At 70.9% G+C, this 14034-nt stretch carries 15 protein-coding genes; 12 read left to right on the forward strand and 3 right to left on the reverse strand.

The genetic code is table 11. From position 1 onward, the window contains the following. Positions 1-78 precede the first annotated feature (78 nt). Positions 79-630 carry a GNAT family N-acetyltransferase gene (locus tag BFF76_RS16820; RefSeq protein ID WP_031096831.1) on the forward strand — a complete coding sequence of 184 codons (552 nt, stop codon included), beginning with the start codon at positions 79-81 and terminating at the stop codon, positions 628-630. Between the two features lie 45 nt (positions 631-675). On the opposite strand, the gene BFF76_RS16825 is transcribed toward BFF76_RS16820, so the two are convergent. Then, positions 676-1326: a glycerophosphodiester phosphodiesterase gene (locus BFF76_RS16825; RefSeq protein ID WP_065848517.1), complete on the reverse strand. Its 651-nt coding sequence runs from the start codon at positions 1324-1326 to the stop codon at positions 676-678. A 279-nt stretch (positions 1327-1605) separates the two neighbouring features. Here BFF76_RS16825 and BFF76_RS16830 point away from each other — a divergent pair, with 279 nt between their 5' ends. The 5 genes from BFF76_RS16830 to BFF76_RS16850 all read left to right on the forward strand — a co-directional run bounded on the left by BFF76_RS16830 (position 1606) and on the right by BFF76_RS16850 (position 6284). After that, positions 1606-3003 carry a DUF6421 family protein gene (locus tag BFF76_RS16830; RefSeq protein WP_065848518.1) on the forward strand — a complete coding sequence of 466 codons (1398 nt, stop codon included), beginning with the start codon at positions 1606-1608 and terminating at the stop codon, positions 3001-3003. 26 nt (positions 3004-3029) lie between these two features. Continuing rightward, positions 3030-3794 (forward strand): SDR family NAD(P)-dependent oxidoreductase, encoded by a 765-nt coding sequence (locus BFF76_RS16835; protein ID WP_065848519.1) that lies wholly within the window; start codon positions 3030-3032, stop codon positions 3792-3794. Then, the gene (locus BFF76_RS16840; RefSeq protein ID WP_031096823.1) at positions 3773-4855 is read left to right on the forward strand and encodes a threonine aldolase family protein; all 1083 of its coding nucleotides are present in this window, start codon (positions 3773-3775) and stop codon (positions 4853-4855) included. Before BFF76_RS16835 ends, BFF76_RS16840 begins: the two co-directional genes overlap by 22 nt. A 67-nt stretch (positions 4856-4922) precedes the next feature. Further along, positions 4923-5522: a transglutaminase-like domain-containing protein gene (locus BFF76_RS16845; protein ID WP_065848520.1), complete on the forward strand. Its 600-nt coding sequence runs from the start codon at positions 4923-4925 to the stop codon at positions 5520-5522. A gap of 69 nt (positions 5523-5591) precedes the next feature. Continuing rightward, complete coding sequence (locus BFF76_RS16850) at positions 5592-6284, forward strand: B3/B4 domain-containing protein (RefSeq protein WP_065848521.1); 693 nt, start codon at positions 5592-5594, stop codon at positions 6282-6284. Between the two features lie 32 nt (positions 6285-6316). Here the strand turns inward: BFF76_RS16850 and BFF76_RS16855 are convergent, their stop codons facing one another. Further along, on the reverse strand, positions 6317-7039 hold the full coding sequence (locus tag BFF76_RS16855) for a lysophospholipid acyltransferase family protein (RefSeq protein ID WP_031096817.1): 723 nt from the start codon (positions 7037-7039) through the stop codon (positions 6317-6319). A 219-nt stretch (positions 7040-7258) separates the two neighbouring features. Here BFF76_RS16855 and BFF76_RS16860 point away from each other — a divergent pair, with 219 nt between their 5' ends. From BFF76_RS16860 to BFF76_RS16880, 5 genes are all read left to right on the forward strand, one after another. After that, positions 7259-7585, forward strand: a complete 327-nt coding sequence (locus tag BFF76_RS16860) for a TlpA family protein disulfide reductase (RefSeq protein WP_031096816.1) — start codon at positions 7259-7261, stop codon at positions 7583-7585. A gap of 196 nt (positions 7586-7781) precedes the next feature. Beyond that, a complete protein-coding gene (locus BFF76_RS16865; RefSeq protein ID WP_053929990.1) occupies positions 7782-8288 on the forward strand; it encodes a flavin reductase family protein in 507 nt (168 codons plus the stop codon). A gap of 201 nt (positions 8289-8489) precedes the next feature. After that, the gene (locus BFF76_RS16870; RefSeq protein WP_031096812.1) at positions 8490-9275 is read left to right on the forward strand and encodes an electron transfer flavoprotein subunit beta/FixA family protein; all 786 of its coding nucleotides are present in this window, start codon (positions 8490-8492) and stop codon (positions 9273-9275) included. Between the two features lie 58 nt (positions 9276-9333). Next, positions 9334-10296, forward strand: a complete 963-nt coding sequence (locus BFF76_RS16875) for an electron transfer flavoprotein subunit alpha/FixB family protein (RefSeq protein ID WP_065848522.1) — start codon at positions 9334-9336, stop codon at positions 10294-10296. A gap of 171 nt (positions 10297-10467) precedes the next feature. Continuing rightward, positions 10468-11766, forward strand: a complete 1299-nt coding sequence (locus BFF76_RS16880) for a DUF6986 family protein (protein ID WP_031096809.1) — start codon at positions 10468-10470, stop codon at positions 11764-11766. 4 nt (positions 11767-11770) lie between these two features. Here BFF76_RS16880 and BFF76_RS16885 read toward each other — a convergent pair whose 3' ends face one another. After that, the gene (locus BFF76_RS16885; RefSeq protein ID WP_053929992.1) at positions 11771-12802 is read right to left on the reverse strand and encodes a LacI family DNA-binding transcriptional regulator; all 1032 of its coding nucleotides are present in this window, start codon (positions 12800-12802) and stop codon (positions 11771-11773) included. Between the two features lie 183 nt (positions 12803-12985). Between BFF76_RS16885 and BFF76_RS16890 the strand changes: the two genes are divergently transcribed. Beyond that, a complete protein-coding gene (locus BFF76_RS16890) occupies positions 12986-13954 on the forward strand; it encodes an ROK family protein (protein ID WP_065848523.1) in 969 nt (322 codons plus the stop codon). The last annotated feature ends 80 nt before the right edge of the window (positions 13955-14034 follow it).

Here is a 14034-nt window from a genome sequence, read left to right on the forward strand (position 1 = left end):
TTCGGGGCCTGCGGGGCGCGGTCGGGGCCGGGTTAGTCTCGGGGGAGCACACTCGGGACACCACCGGAGAAGAGCCACATGGACATCGCACCGGCTACGGCAGCACGGGCAGAACTGACCTTCCGCGACGCGACCGAGGACGATGTGCCGGTCCTGGTGCGACTCGTCGAGTCCGCCTACCGCGGCGATGCGAGCCGGGCCGGATGGACCACCGAGGCGGACATCCTCCAGGGGCAGCGCACCGACGCCGACGGGGTGCGCGAGGTGCTCGCGGCGCCCTCGGGACGGGTGCTCGTCGCCGAGCGGGACGGCGCGCCGGTCGCCTGCTGTCAGCTCGAACACCGGGGGGAGGCCGCGTACTTCGGCATGTTCGCGGTCAGCCCGGGGCTGCAGGGGGCCGGACTCGGCAAGGTGATCATCGCCGAGGCGGAGCGCACGGCCCGAGAGGACTGGCGCGCGAGGGAGATGCACATGACGGTGATCTCCGTGCGCGAGGAGCTGATCGCCTGGTACGAGCGACGGGGTTATCGCCGCACGGGTGAGCTGACGCCCTTCCCGTACGGCGACGAGCGCTTCGGCATCCCGCAGCGCGACGACCTCGCGTTCGAGCTGCTGGTCAAGAACCTGTAGAGCGGGCGCGGGAGGCGGTGGTCCCCGCGCTGCCCTCCGGGCACCTCAGGCGGTGAAGCGGCTCGCGCGCCGGATCTCCGGATGGTCGGTCGTCGCGCCGTCCAGGTCCAGCGCACGGGCGAGACGCAGGTGGTCCGGGGTGTTCACCACCCAGCCGATCACCTTCAGGCCTTCCGCGTGCGCCAGTTCGACCACCTCGAGGGTGAGGCGCCGGATGTTCAGGGCGAGCGTCGCCGCGCCCACCGCCTTCGCCCGGTCCACCACGTCGCCGTCCCAGCGGCTGGCGATGAGCACCGTACGCACGCCGGGGACCAGCTGCGCGATCTCGGCGACCGCCTCGTCGTGGAACGAGGACACCTCGACGCGGCCGGCCAGATCGCGCCGCAGCATCACCTCGGCCAGCGCCCTCGCGGCCGCGACGTCCTTGATCTCGGCCTGGAGGGGCGAGCCGATCGCGTCGAGCACCTCCTCGAAGACGGGCACCCGTTCGCCCTGCCCGGCGTCGAGCTCCCGGAGCTCCGCCATCGTCTTCTCGGCGATCAGCCCCCGCCCGTCCGTCGTGCGGTCCACGGCGGCGTCGTGCATCACCGCGAGCGCGCCGTCCTTGCTCAGATGCAGGTCCAGTTCCACGGCGTCCATGCCGGCCTGCTCCGCGTGCGTGAACGAGCGCAGTGTGTTCTCCGGCTCGACACCCATGACCCCGCGATGACCGATGGTGAGAAAAGTCAAGGCACTCCTGCTTCCGTCCGTCGTGTACGCCCCGCGTGCGGCTCCTACCCCCAGGGAAGCAGGTCTCGCGTGCAGGATGGCCTCTGCCCTGCAGTCCGGCGGAAGAAGTTGTCGCACCGATGTGTGACAGGAAAAATAACGGTGACAATGAGGTGCGGCAGGATAATTTTCTGGCCCCCACTTGTCTGAAGGAACCGCTCATGGATACGGTTGCTTGACGCGAGGTTCTCCCGTGAAGGAAGTGCTATGACGGAAATTCTTGAGCATGCGACCACCACCGGTGCGATAGCTGCTGCCCAGCGGGTCGTGGAGCACCCGGCCTGGCCCGCGCTCAAGAGCGCCGTGGAGGAGTTCCGCCCCTGGCAGTCCGAGGACGGGTCGATCGACTTCGCGGCCGACGGTGCTCCCTCCGCCGAATCCGCCGGTGCCGTCATCGGCCGGGTGATCGACGCGGTCGAGCAGCTCTCCCCGCTGCTCCCGCACGACGCCGCCTACCACCGCGCGCTGGTCGACGACCTGCGCCGCTGGGCCGCGGACGGCTTCGGAGTCCCGGACTTCCTCGACTCCCTGCTCGCCTTCCAGCCGGCCAGGAACCGCGCGGACGGCCTCCAGCACCTGGTCGTGTTCGCGATGTACACGCAGAACGGCAACCCGGACCGCAATCTGGAAGCCGTCGTGCTGCGGATGGTCTGGCCCGAGTGGCTCGCCGACCTCGAAGCGACCCGTTACGACAACCCGCTGTTCTGCGGCATCACCTTCGAGGACTTCACCTCGGGGTACGACACGAACTCCGCCGTGCTCTTCCCCGAGACCATCGCCGTGCGCGAGGCCCCGGAGCGCTTCAGCTGGGGCGGCATCTTCTGCGACCGTGAGGCCGCCCGTTTCCGCCGTGTGACCGAGGCGTCCGTCGACCTGCTGGGTGTCGAGCTGCCTGACGACATCCGCGAGATGATCGGCGACCAGGAGCGCTGCGAGCAGGCCTTCGTGCTCTGGGACATGGTCCACGACCGCACCCACAGCCACGGCGACCTCCCGTTCGACCCCTTCATGATCAAGCAGCGCCAGCCGTTCTGGATGTACGGACTCGAGGAGCTGCGCTGCGACCTCACCGCCTTCAAGGAGGCCGTGAAGCTGGAGGCCGACGGTTTCGGCCAGGGCCGGGACGTCCAGTTCGCCGTGCTCTTCGACCGGATGTTCCGCTTCCCCGTCACCGGTGAGCGCGTGCGCAACTACGACGGGCTCGGCGGTCAGCTCCTCTTCGCCTACCTCCACAAGCACGACGTGGTCCGCTGGACCGACAACACCCTCAAGATCGACTGGGCCCGCGCCCCGCAGGTCACCAACCAGCTCTGCGGAGAGATCGAGAAGCTCTACCGCGACGGCATCGACCGCCCCAAGCTCGTGCACTGGTTCGCCGCGTACGACCTGGTCGCGACCTACCTCGCACCCCACCCGGGATCCCGCTGGGCCAAGGGCCCGGACGCGCTCGACCTCAGTCTGCCGCCCCGCAAGCTCGTCGACGACGTGCTTCCGGACGAGTTTCCCCTGAGCATGTTCTATGAGGCGCTCTCCAAAAAGCTGAAGCACGTGATCGCCTCCACCAAGGGGATCACCGCCGCGGACGCCGGGCGGGCAGCCGCATGAGCGAGGGTTCTGAGGAGGCGGTGGCGATGAACGCAACAGGCGTGACCGACAGCGGCGTGCTCGAGGGCGCCGTGATCGCGGTGGCCGGAGCGGCGGGGCCGGCGGGGCGCGCCACCCTGCTCAGGCTCGCCGAGGCGGGCGCGACCGTGGTGGCCTCCGACGCCAACCCCGAGCGGCTCGTGGAAGCGGTCGACGCCGCGCGCTACGCACACGGCGGAGCGACCGTCACCGGCGACACGGTCGACCTGCTCGATCCGGGAGCCGCGCGGGAATGGGCGCTCAAGACGGAGAAGGAATTCGGCCGCGTCGACGGCCTGGTCCACCTCGTCGGTGGGTGGCGCGGCGGCTCCGGGTTCGCGGACACCAGCCTGGCCGACTGGGACTTCCTCGAGAAGCTGCTGATCCGCACGGTCCAGTCGACCTCGCTCGCCTTCCACGACGTCCTCCAGCGCAGTGACCGGGGCCGGTACGTGCTGATCAGCGCGGCCGGTGCCAGCAGCCCCACCGCCGGCAACGCGGCCTACTCCGCGTCCAAGGCGGCGGCCGAGGCGTGGACGCTCGCCATGGCCGACGCCTTCCGCAAGGCGGGGGGCGAATCGGGGCCGACCGCGGCTGCTGCGATCCTGGTGGTCAAGGCACTGGTGCACGACGCGATGCGCGCCGAGCGTCCCAATGCGAAGTTCGCGGGCTTCACGGACGTAACGGAGCTGGCCGAGGCCATCGCCGGAGTCTGGGACATGCCCGCCGGAGAAGTGAACGGAAAGCGTCTGTGGCTGACCCCGCAACCGTAAGGACCGATGCGCGACGTCATCACGATCCGCAGGTACGCGGTTTCGCCAGTGACAACTACGCGGGTGCGCACCCGGAGGTCCTCGCAGCCCTCGCCCTCGCCAACGGTGGCCACCAGGTCGCCTACGGCGAGGACGACTACACCGGGCACCTCCAGAGGATCATGCACAGCCACTTCGGCCCCACCGCCGAAGCCTTCCCCGTCTTCAACGGCACGGGAGCCAACGTCGTCGCCCTCCAGGCGCTGACCGACCGCTGGGGTGCGGTGATCTGCGCCGAGTCCGCCCACATCAACGTGGACGAGGGCGGGGCGCCGGAGCGGGTGGGCGGGCTGAAGCTGCTCACCGTGCCCACCCCGGACGGCAAGCTCACGCCGGAGCTCATCGACCGCGAGGCGTATGGCTGGGACGACGAGCACCGCGCGATGCCGCAGGTCGTGTCGATCACGCAGAACACCGAGCTCGGCACCGTCTACACGCCGCAGGAGATCCGCGCCATCTGCGACCACGCCCATGAGCGCGGTATGAAGGTGCACCTCGACGGGGCCCGGATAGCCAACGCCGCCGCATCGCTGGACGTGCCGATGCGTACGTTCACCAACACGGTCGGCGTCGACGTCCTCTCCTTCGGCGGTACCAAGAACGGTGCGCTATTCGGCGAGGCCGTGGTCGTCCTGAACCCGGACGCCGTCCGGGCCATGAAGCACCTGCGCAAGCTGTCGATGCAGCTCGCCTCCAAGATGCGCTTCGTCTCGGTCCAGCTCGAGGCGCTGCTCGCGCGGGACCTCTGGCTGCGCAACGCACGCCATGCCAACGCCATGGCCCAGCGGCTCGCAGAAGGGGTCCGGACGGTGGACGGCGTGGAGATCCTCCACCCGGTCCAGGCCAACGCGGTTTTCGCGCGGCTGCCGCACGAGGTGACCGAACGGCTGCAGAAGCGGTTCCGGTTCTACTTCTGGGACGAGAAGGCCGGAGACGTCCGCTGGATGTGTGCCTTCGACACCCGCGAGGACGACGTCGACGACTTCGTGCTGGCGCTCAAGGAGGAGATGGCACGGCAGTAGTGGCATAGATATGCGGTCGACTGGAAATGCTTGCATCCGGTCGGCCGCTTCGCTACGCTCCGCGGGTATGGAGCTGATCCAGCACGTCCCCGAACTCTCCGCCTATCTCGCCGAAGACGAGGTCATCGACCATCGCCACCCCTTGGTGAGGGAGGTGTCCGAGCGGCTCGGCTCCACGACGGTCGATGCATATGTATACGCGTCAGCCGCCTATGTGTTCGTGCGCGACACCATCCCTCACTCGATGGACGCGGGGGACCCGCGGGTCACCTGGCGCGCGTCCGACGTCCTCGCGGCCCGCACGGGCATTTGTCATGCCAAGTCGCATGCCCTGACCGCCCTGCTGCGGGCGGCGGGCATTCACGCGGGACTCTGTTATCAGCGGCTCGCCGGGAGCGACGGTGCGGATCCGGTCGTCCACGGCCTGGTCGCGGTGCGGCTTCCCGGGTGGGAGCGGTGGGTGCGGCAGGATCCGCGTGGCAATACGGGCGGTATCGACGCCCAGTTCTCGGCGGCGGAGGAGCGGTTGGCGTGGGTGCCGCGGCGACAGTTCAATGAAGTGGACTATCCGGTAGTGTATGACGTACCGAATCCGGCGGTGCTCCACGCGCTCCGGAGCTCCGGCGATCGGGATGAGCTGTCCCTGAAGCTCCCCACCGCGCTGTGAGTCCGAGCCCTCGCAGGCCAGGCAGCGCCGCCGGGCCGCGGACCCGACCGCCCCGAAGTAAGGCAGACGATGACCCTCACCATCACGATCTCCGACGAGGTCCGCAGCCTGGCCCCGGGCTTCACCCACCTCGCCGTGGAGGCGCGCGGCCTGGTCAACGGGCCCAGCGACGAGACCAGTTCGGCGCTGCTGGACGACGCTGCCCACAGGCTGGCAGGGCGGCTCGGTGCACGGGCCCCCCACGAGGACCCGCATGTAGCCGCCTGGCGTGAGATGTACGCCGCTTTCGGCGCCAAGCCCTCCCGTACCCGCAACTCGGCGGAGGCCCTCGCCAGGCGCGCGCTCACCAATGCGGGGCTGCCGCGCATCAACCGCCTGGTCGACGCCTACAACGCGGTCAGCGTCGCCCACCTGCTCCCGGTCGGGGGCGAGGACACCGACCGGATCAGGGGCGCGATGCGGCTCGTGCGCGCGACCGGCCTCGAGCGGTTCCCCACCGTGGCCGGCGGGGAGGATGCCGTGGAGCACCCCGAGCCCGGCGAGGTCGTCTGGTGCGACGACGAAGCCGTCACCTGCCGGCGGTGGAACTGGCGCCAGGGCGCGCGCACCCGCCTCACCGAGGAATCGGTGAACGCCGTCTTCCTCCTGGAGGCCCTTGCTCCCATGAAGTCCTCGGAACTCGTGGCCGCGGCCACCGAGCTCATCGAGTCGCTCGAGAAGCTCAGTCCCGGGGTGCGGACCACGCTCCACGCGCCGGCGTGACGTTTCGTCCGCCCACGCGCGGGCGCGCCGGGTCAGCCCAGCTCGCGTGCCTCCGCGGGCGTCGGCGCGGTACCGCCGAGGTGCGCGGGAACCCACCAGGTGTCGGCCGCGTCCTTGGGGCGCACCGGATAGGCGCGCTGCGCCGCCTCCAGGAGCTCCTGCACGCGCTCACGCAGCCGACGGGTGATCGCGCCCGCGTACTGGTCGGCCGGGGCCTCCACGGCCTCGCCCACGCGAATGGTGATCGGGGTGTGGCTGCGCCGGAAATTGCGCGGGCGCCCCTTGGTCCACACCCGCTGGGTGCCCCACAGGGCCATCGGGATCAGCGGTACGCCGGCCTCCTGGGCCAGCCGCGCGGCACCCGACTTGAAGCTCTTCAGGGTGAAGGACTGCGAGATGGTGGCCTCGGGGAACACGCCGACGATCTCCCCGGCGCGCAGCGACGCCAGCGCGTGCGCGTAGGCGTCCTCGCCCTGGTTGCGGTCGACCGGGATGTGCTTCATGCCGCGCATCAGCGGACCGGACACCTTGTGCCGGAACACCGACTCCTTCGCCATGAAGCGGACGAGCCGCTTCTGGGGCAGGGCGCCGAGTCCGGTGAAGATGAAGTCCAGATAGCTGATGTGGTTGCTGACCAGAACCGCGCCACCGGTCTTCGGGATGTGCTCCGAACCCTGGGTGTCGATCTTCAGGTCGAGCGCCTTGAACAGCGTGCGAGCGGCGCCGATGACCGGCCGATAGACGAGCTCTGCCATCTGGATGAAGACCCTTCTTCAATGCCTGGGGAGGGTTCTCCCGGCGGAAGTTACGCAGCCGTAGGTTTTCGGCATTGGGGCGATCGTGCCCCATGCGCGACGCCGTGGCCAGCCCCAAAGGCCCCAGGGCGAGAGATTCTCGTCACGTGAATAGTGCGGGAATGTAATGGGGTCGCGGGATGCTGACCCTTTGCGCGGAGCTCCGAGAGGGAGGCAGGGATGGACGGGCGGACGACCGCCGAGACGCTGGACGCAGCCCAACTCGGCGCGGAACTGGGGGATCGGGCCACGCTGGTGCAGTTCTCCAGCGCCTTCTGCCAGCCGTGCCGTGCCACCCGGCGCACCCTCGCGGAGGTCGCCGGCATGGTCGAGGGCGTCACCCACGTCGAGATCGACGCCGAGGCGCATCTCGCCCTCGTGCGCGCTCTCGGTATCAGCCGGACCCCCACGGTCCTGGTGCTCGACTCGGAGGGCCGCATCGTGCGCAGGGCGGCGGGCCCGCCGCGTACGGCGGATGTCGTCGCCGCGCTGGGGCACGCGATGTGACGGGCCGTGACGCTTCTCCCACATGACGGGACACACTTGACTGCGCACACCACGCATCGTCACTCTGACGCTATGCCGCCAGAAAACCTTCTCTCCGGCCGGGTCCATGTCGATCTCGTGCGCCACGCGAGCGCGCGCTGTCCGGGAGCCTGACGAGCCCACGGACCCGTACGCCTCCCGCGGAAGGATCTTTCCCATGACGGCCACGCCCCACCTCGCCACGTCCCCGGCGGCCGCCCCCGCCCTTCTCCGCTCGGTCTTCCGGCAGCACGCCGCCGGAGTCGCCGTGATCACGGCCGCGGGTGCGGGCCCGGCCGGCTTCACCGCGACCTCGCTCAACTCCGTAGCCGCCGATCCGCCGCTCATCTCCTTCGGGGTGGGCACCTCGTCCTCGAGCTGGCCCGTTGTCTCACAGGCGGAGCACGTGGGCGTGCACATACTCGGCGAGGGTCAGCAGGAACTGGCCGAGACGTTCGCCCGCAGCGGCGCGGACAGGTTCGGCCCGTCCACCGACTGGCGCGCGGGGCCCCAGGGGGTGCCGCTGCTCGGCGGGGTCGTGGCCTGGCTGGTCTGCCGGGTGGTGGCGCGGGTTCCGGCCGGGGACCACCGCATCGTGATCGCCGAGGTGGTGGCCGGGGACCCCTCGGAAGGGGGCCGGCCGCTGGTCTACCACCAGGGCCGTTTCACGGCTCTGCGAGACTGAGGGCGAGCAGGGGCGTGCGGGAACCGGTCCCGTTGGCTACGTCACAGTTCCAAGCGCTTGCTTATGGGTAACGTAATGGGTGTACTGGCGAGTAATATTTCACCGGGAGCCGGGTCGCCCCGACCGGAAACCGCCCGATAAGGCGCCTATGCTGCGTGCAACAAGGCAGCCCAGAAATGACGATGCAGTAGGAGAGCCGGCGTGAGCTTGAGGATCGTTGTCTGTGTGAAGTACGTGCCCGACGCCACCGGCGACCGGCACTTCGCCGATGACCTGACCCTGGACCGTGACGACGTCGACGGTCTGCTGTCGGAGCTCGACGAGTACGCGGTCGAGCAGGCACTGCAGATCGCCGACGAGGCGGACGACGCGGAGATCACCGTGCTCACGGTGGGTCCGGAGGACGCCAAGGACGCGCTGCGCAAGGCGCTGTCGATGGGCGCCGACAAGGCCGTCCACGTCGAGGACGACGACCTGCACGGCACGGACGTCATCGGCACCTCCCTGGTCCTGGCCAAGGCTGTGGAGAAGACCGGTTACGACCTGGTCATCTGCGGCATGGCATCGACGGACGGCACCATGGGTGTGCTCCCGGCGCTGCTCGCGGAGCGCCTCGGCGTCCCGCAGGTCACGCTGCTCTCCGAGGTCTCGGTCGAGGACGGCACGGTCAAGGGCCGTCGCGACGGCGACTCCGCGAGCGAGCAGCTCGAGGCGTCTTTGCCGGCCGTGGTCTCCGTGACCGACCAGTCGGGCGAGGCCCGCTACCCGTCGTTCAAGGGCATCATGGCGGCCAAGAAGAAGCCGGTGGAGTCCCTGGACCTCGAGGACCTGGAGATCGAGGCGGACGAGGTCGGCCTGGGCGGCTCCTGGACCGCGGTCGACTCGGCGGCCGAGCGTCCCGCCCGCACGGCGGGCACGATCGTCAAGGACGAGGGCGAGGGCGGCAAGCAGCTGGCCGAGTTCCTTGCGGGCCAGAAGTTCATCTGAGCCCCGGCCGTTACCTCCACCGCCCCGCACTCCCTCGCACGCAGGAGATTGAAGTCCCATGGCTGAAGTTCTCGTCTATGTCGACCACGTGGACGGTGCCGTCCGCAAGCCCACCCTGGAGCTGCTGACGCTCGCCCGCCGCATCGGCGAGCCGGTCGCCGTCGCCCTCGGCAACGGTGCCGCCGACACCGCAGCCGCGCTCGCCGAGCACGGCGCGGTCAAGGTACTGACCGCCGACGCGCCGGAGTTCGCCGACTACCTCGTCGTACCGAAGGTGGACGCGCTCCAGGCGGCGTACGAGGCGGTGTCCCCGGCCGCCGTGCTGCTGCCCTCCTCCGCGGAGGCCAAGGAGATCGCGGCCCGCCTCGCGCTCCGCATCGGCTCCGGCATCATCACCGACGCCGTCGACCTGGAGGCCGGTGACCAGGGCCCGGTCGCCACGCAGTCCGCGTTCGCCGCCTCGTACACCACCAAGTCCCGTGTCTCCAAGGGCACTCCGGTCATCACGGTCAAGCCGAACTCGGTCGCCGTGGAGGCCGCCCCCGCCGCGGGTGCCGTCGAGGCCCTCACGGTCTCCTTCTCCGCCACGGCCACCGGTACCAAGGTCCTCTCGCGCACCCCGCGTGAGTCGACCGGGCGTCCGGAGCTGACCGAGGCCGCGATCGTCGTCTCCGGCGGCCGTGGCGTCAACGGCGCTGAGAACTTCGCGGTCATCGAGGCGCTCGCCGACTCGCTGGGTGCGGCCGTCGGCGCCTCGCGTGCCGCGGTCGACGCCGGCTGGTACCCGCACACCAACCAGGTCGGCCAGACCGGCAAGTCGGTCTCCCCGCAGCTGTACATCGCCTCGGGTATCTCCGGCGCGATCCAGCACCGGGCCGGCATGCAGACCTCGAAGACCATCGTCGCGGTCAACAAGGACGCCGAGGCCCCGATCTTCGACCTCGTCGACTACGGCGTCGTCGGTGACCTCTTCAACGTCGTCCCGCAGCTCACCGACGAGGTCAAGTCCCGCAAGGGCTGACCCGGCAGGGGCTCTGCCCGTACGACGGCCCGGGGCCGCGTGGTGTTCTCACCGCGTGGCCCCGGGCCGTTTCCGGTCACCATTGACGCAGGGGCAAGGCGACTTATAACTTCACTATGCGGATGAAGGATTCCGGTAAGCGGAAAAACCGATTACGTGGAGGATGCGGTCATGGGTCAGCAGGAGAAGGTGGCAACGAGCCTCGCCGGCACGGTCGGTGAGGAGATCGACGCCTCCCTGGCGTCGGTGGACGCCGAACTCGCCCGCCGCTACCCGGGGGACCCCGGCACGCGCCAGCCCGTCCACACCGTCTACGTGCCCGCCGACGGCTTCACCCCCACCACCCTCCGCACCTGGGGCGACCAGGCCCTGGCGGCGCTCGACGAGCACGCCCCCGACGCCGCCGCTCTCGCCTCTGTCCTCGGTATCCCGCAGGAACTCGCGGAGCCCGTCCACGACCGCGTACGCGCCAAACTGGAGCGCGAGCCGGTCGAGGACCTGCGCATCGACTTCGAGGACGGCTACGGGCCGCGTTCCGACGCCGAGGAGGACGAGGCGGCCGCCCGCGCGGCACGCCTGGTCGCCGAGGCGTACGCGGGCGGCACCGCAGCTCCGTACATGGGCATCCGGATGAAGTGCATGGAAGCCGGCGTACGCGACCGGGGCATCCGGACCACGGACATCTTCCTCACCGGCCTGATGCGGGCCGGGGGCCTCCCGGAAGGGCTCGTGCTGACGCTGCCCAAGGTGACGTACCCCGAGCAGGTCACCGCCTTCGTGCGCCTGCTCGGGGCCTTCGAGGAGACCCACGGTCTGCCCGCCGGACGCCTCCGGTTCGAGATCCAGATCGAGACCAGCCAGTCCATCCTGGCGGCGGACGGCACCGCCGCCGTGGCCCGCATGATCGACGCCGCGCGGGGCAGGGCGACCGGACTGCACTACGGGACCTTCGACTACAGCGCCTGTGTCGGCGTCAGCCCCGCCTACCAGGCCGGCGACCATCCCGCCGCCGACCACGCGAAGGCCGTCATGCAGGTCGCCGCCGCGGGCACCGGTGTGCGGGTCTGCGACGGCTCCACCAACGTGCTGCCCGTCGGCCCCACCGAGCAGGTCCACGACGCCTGGCGCCTGCACCACGGCCTCACCCGCCGCGCCCTGGCCCGCGCCTACTACCAGGGCTGGGACATGCACCCGGGGCACCTGCCGACCCGCTACGCCGCCGTCTACACCTTCTATCGCGAGGGCCTCGGCCAGGCCGCGTCCCGGCTCGCCGCATACGTGGCCAAGGCCGGCGGGGACGTCATGGACGAGCCCGCGACCGCGAAGGCGCTCAGCGGCTATCTGCTCCGAGGCATCGACTGCGGCGCCCTGGACACCGCGGAGGTCGAGGCCCTCACCGGTCTCACCCGCGCCGGCCTGGACGGCTTCGCCTCGCCCCGCCGCGGCGGGCTGACCGTGACGGCGCCGTAAGCGGTCACGCGGGCGGGATCTCCCCCGAGCCGCGCGGGACGAGCCGGGTCGGGAGCTCCACCCTGACGGGGGGATGAGCGGCGCCGTCGAGCCGGCGGAACAGGTGTTCCGCCGCTGTACGGCCGACCGTCGCGGCATCCTGCGAGATCACCGTGATGCCGAGCAGGTCGGCCAGCTCGATGTCGTCGAAGCCGACCAGGGCGATCCGGCGGTCGCACTCTGCGAGGACGCGGACGGCGGTGACCGTCACCCGGTTGTTGCCCGCGAAGAGCGCCGTCACCGGCTCGGGGCCGGCCAGCATGGCTTCGGCGGCGGCCCGGACCCGGGCCGGGTCGGTCGGGCCGAGGGACACCCAGGAGTCCTCGACCGTGATCCCGGCGTCGGTCAGGGCCGCGTGGTACCCGCGCAGGCGTTCCGTGGCGGTGTGGATGCGCGGCTGGTCGCCGATGAAGCCGATCCGGCGGTGGCCGTGGGCGACGAGGTGGGCGACGCCCGCGCGCGCTCCGCCGAAGCTGTCGGACAGGACCATGTCCGCGTCGACCCGGCCCGCCGGACGGTCGACGAACACGGTGGCGATGCCCGCCTTCATCTCGGGTTCCAGATAACGGTGGTCGTCGCCGGCCGGGATCACGATGAGTCCGTCCACCCGTCGGGCACAGAGCGCGAGGACGAGTTCCTGCTCGCGCTCCGGGTCCTCGGCGCTGGAGCCGTTGATCAGCAGCGCGCCGTGCGCGCGGGCGACCTCCTCGACGGCGCGGCTCAGCGGGCCGTAGAACGGGTCCGCGAGGTCCTCGAGCACAAGGCCGATGGACGCGGTGCGGCCCTTGCGCAGGACACGCGCGCTGTCGTTGCGGCGGAACCCGAGTGCGTCGATGGCCTCGTGGACGCGGCGCTCGGTGTCAGGGGTGACGCCGGGTTCGCTGTTCACCACGCGGGAGACCGTCTTGAGGCCTACTCCGGCACGGGCCGCCACGTCCTTCATGGTCGGCCTGTTGCCGTAGCGGGACTCGGAAGGGTGGCGGGCGGTCTCGGCCACGGTGCGCTGTCCTGTCGTCGGGAACGGGTGGTTCCGGGCTCCGTCGGCGGTGCCGGGGAGGTGCCGGATACTGTGGCGTCGAGCATAGGCCCTGGACAACGTTGTCAAGAGAATGGAGACTGGCCGGACCATCTGTCTGAAGCCGCAGGTCCTGCGCCTCACCCCTCCGGAGTGTCCACACCGATGCATACCGACCTCGTCGCCGCGCTCGACATCGGCGGTACAAAGATCGCCGGGGCGTTGGTCGACGGAGGCGGATCCCTTCTCGTGCGGGCGCAGCGCCCGACGCCGGCCCGTGAGGGTGCCGAGGCCGTGATGGGCGCGGTGAGCGCTGTCCTGGCGGAGCTGACGGCCTCCCCGCTGTGGCACCGGGCACGCGCGGCCGGCATCGGCAGCGCGGGGCCCGTGGACGCCTCGTCCGGCACGGTCAGTCCGGTCAACGTCCCGGGCTGGCGCGGATTCCCGCTGGTGGACCGGGTCGCCGCGGAAACGGGCGGGCTGCCGGTCACGCTCGTAGGGGACGGGGTCGCGATGACTGCGGCCGAGCACTGGCTGGGCGCCGCCCGGGGCTACGACAACGCGCTGTGCCTGGTCGTCTCCACCGGCGTCGGCGGTGGCCTCGTACTCGGCGGAAAGCTGCACCCCGGCCCCTCGGGCAACGCCGGCCACATCGGCCACATCAGCGTCGATCTGGACGGCGACCCCTGCCCCTGCGGGGCGCGCGGCTGCGTGGAGCGCCTCGCCAGCGGGCCCAACATCGCCCGGCGGGCCCTGGACAACGGCTGGCGCCCTGGCCACGACGGTGATGCGACCGCCGCCGCGGTGGCCGCCGCGGCCCGGGCGGGAGACCCGGTCGCGGCCGCCTCCTTCGAGCGGGCCGCCCAGGCTCTCGCGGCCGGGATCGCCGCCACCGCCACTCTGGCCGACATCGACATCGCCGTCATCGGAGGGGGAGTCGCCGGCGCGGGCGAGGTGCTCTTCGCCCCACTGCGCGCGTCCCTGCGCGACTACGCGACGCTGTCCTTCGTCCAGGGCCTGACGGTGACCTCCGCGGTCATGGGCGCCGACGCGGGCCTGGTCGGCGCCGCGGCCGCGGCCTGGACGGCCCGTTCCGGAGCCCCGAACGGCCTGCGGGCCGTAGCCGCCCCGTAGCCGGGCCCCTCCGGCTCGGGCGGCCCCGGTCCGAGGGCTGCGGGGCACCGCCACCAGGAAGCCGCCCTCCTCCAGATCCG

Origin of the sequence: Streptomyces mutomycini, from assembly GCF_001700505.1 — a bacterium.
Lineage (GTDB): Bacteria > Actinomycetota > Actinomycetes > Streptomycetales > Streptomycetaceae > Streptomyces > Streptomyces mutomycini.

Bases quoted from the DNA above. Each gene is read 5' to 3' on its own strand.
- BFF76_RS16820 (WP_031096831.1), top strand. From the start codon at position 79: ATGGACATCGCACCGGCTACGGCAGCACGGGCAGAACTGACCTTCCGC.
- BFF76_RS16825 (WP_065848517.1), bottom strand. From the start codon at position 1,326: ATGGGTGTCGAGCCGGAGAACACACTGCGCTCGTTCACGCACGCGGAG.
- BFF76_RS16830 (WP_065848518.1), top strand. From the start codon at position 1,606: ATGACGGAAATTCTTGAGCATGCGACCACCACCGGTGCGATAGCTGCT.
- BFF76_RS16835 (WP_065848519.1), top strand. From the start codon at position 3,030: ATGAACGCAACAGGCGTGACCGACAGCGGCGTGCTCGAGGGCGCCGTG.
- BFF76_RS16845 (WP_065848520.1), top strand. From the start codon at position 4,923: ATGGAGCTGATCCAGCACGTCCCCGAACTCTCCGCCTATCTCGCCGAA.
- BFF76_RS16850 (WP_065848521.1), top strand. From the start codon at position 5,592: ATGACCCTCACCATCACGATCTCCGACGAGGTCCGCAGCCTGGCCCCG.
- BFF76_RS16855 (WP_031096817.1), bottom strand. From the start codon at position 7,039: ATGGCAGAGCTCGTCTATCGGCCGGTCATCGGCGCCGCTCGCACGCTG.
- BFF76_RS16860 (WP_031096816.1), top strand. From the start codon at position 7,259: ATGGACGGGCGGACGACCGCCGAGACGCTGGACGCAGCCCAACTCGGC.
- BFF76_RS16865 (WP_053929990.1), top strand. From the start codon at position 7,782: ATGACGGCCACGCCCCACCTCGCCACGTCCCCGGCGGCCGCCCCCGCC.
- BFF76_RS16875 (WP_065848522.1), top strand. From the start codon at position 9,334: ATGGCTGAAGTTCTCGTCTATGTCGACCACGTGGACGGTGCCGTCCGC.
- BFF76_RS16880 (WP_031096809.1), top strand. From the start codon at position 10,468: ATGGGTCAGCAGGAGAAGGTGGCAACGAGCCTCGCCGGCACGGTCGGT.
- BFF76_RS16890 (WP_065848523.1), top strand. From the start codon at position 12,986: ATGCATACCGACCTCGTCGCCGCGCTCGACATCGGCGGTACAAAGATC.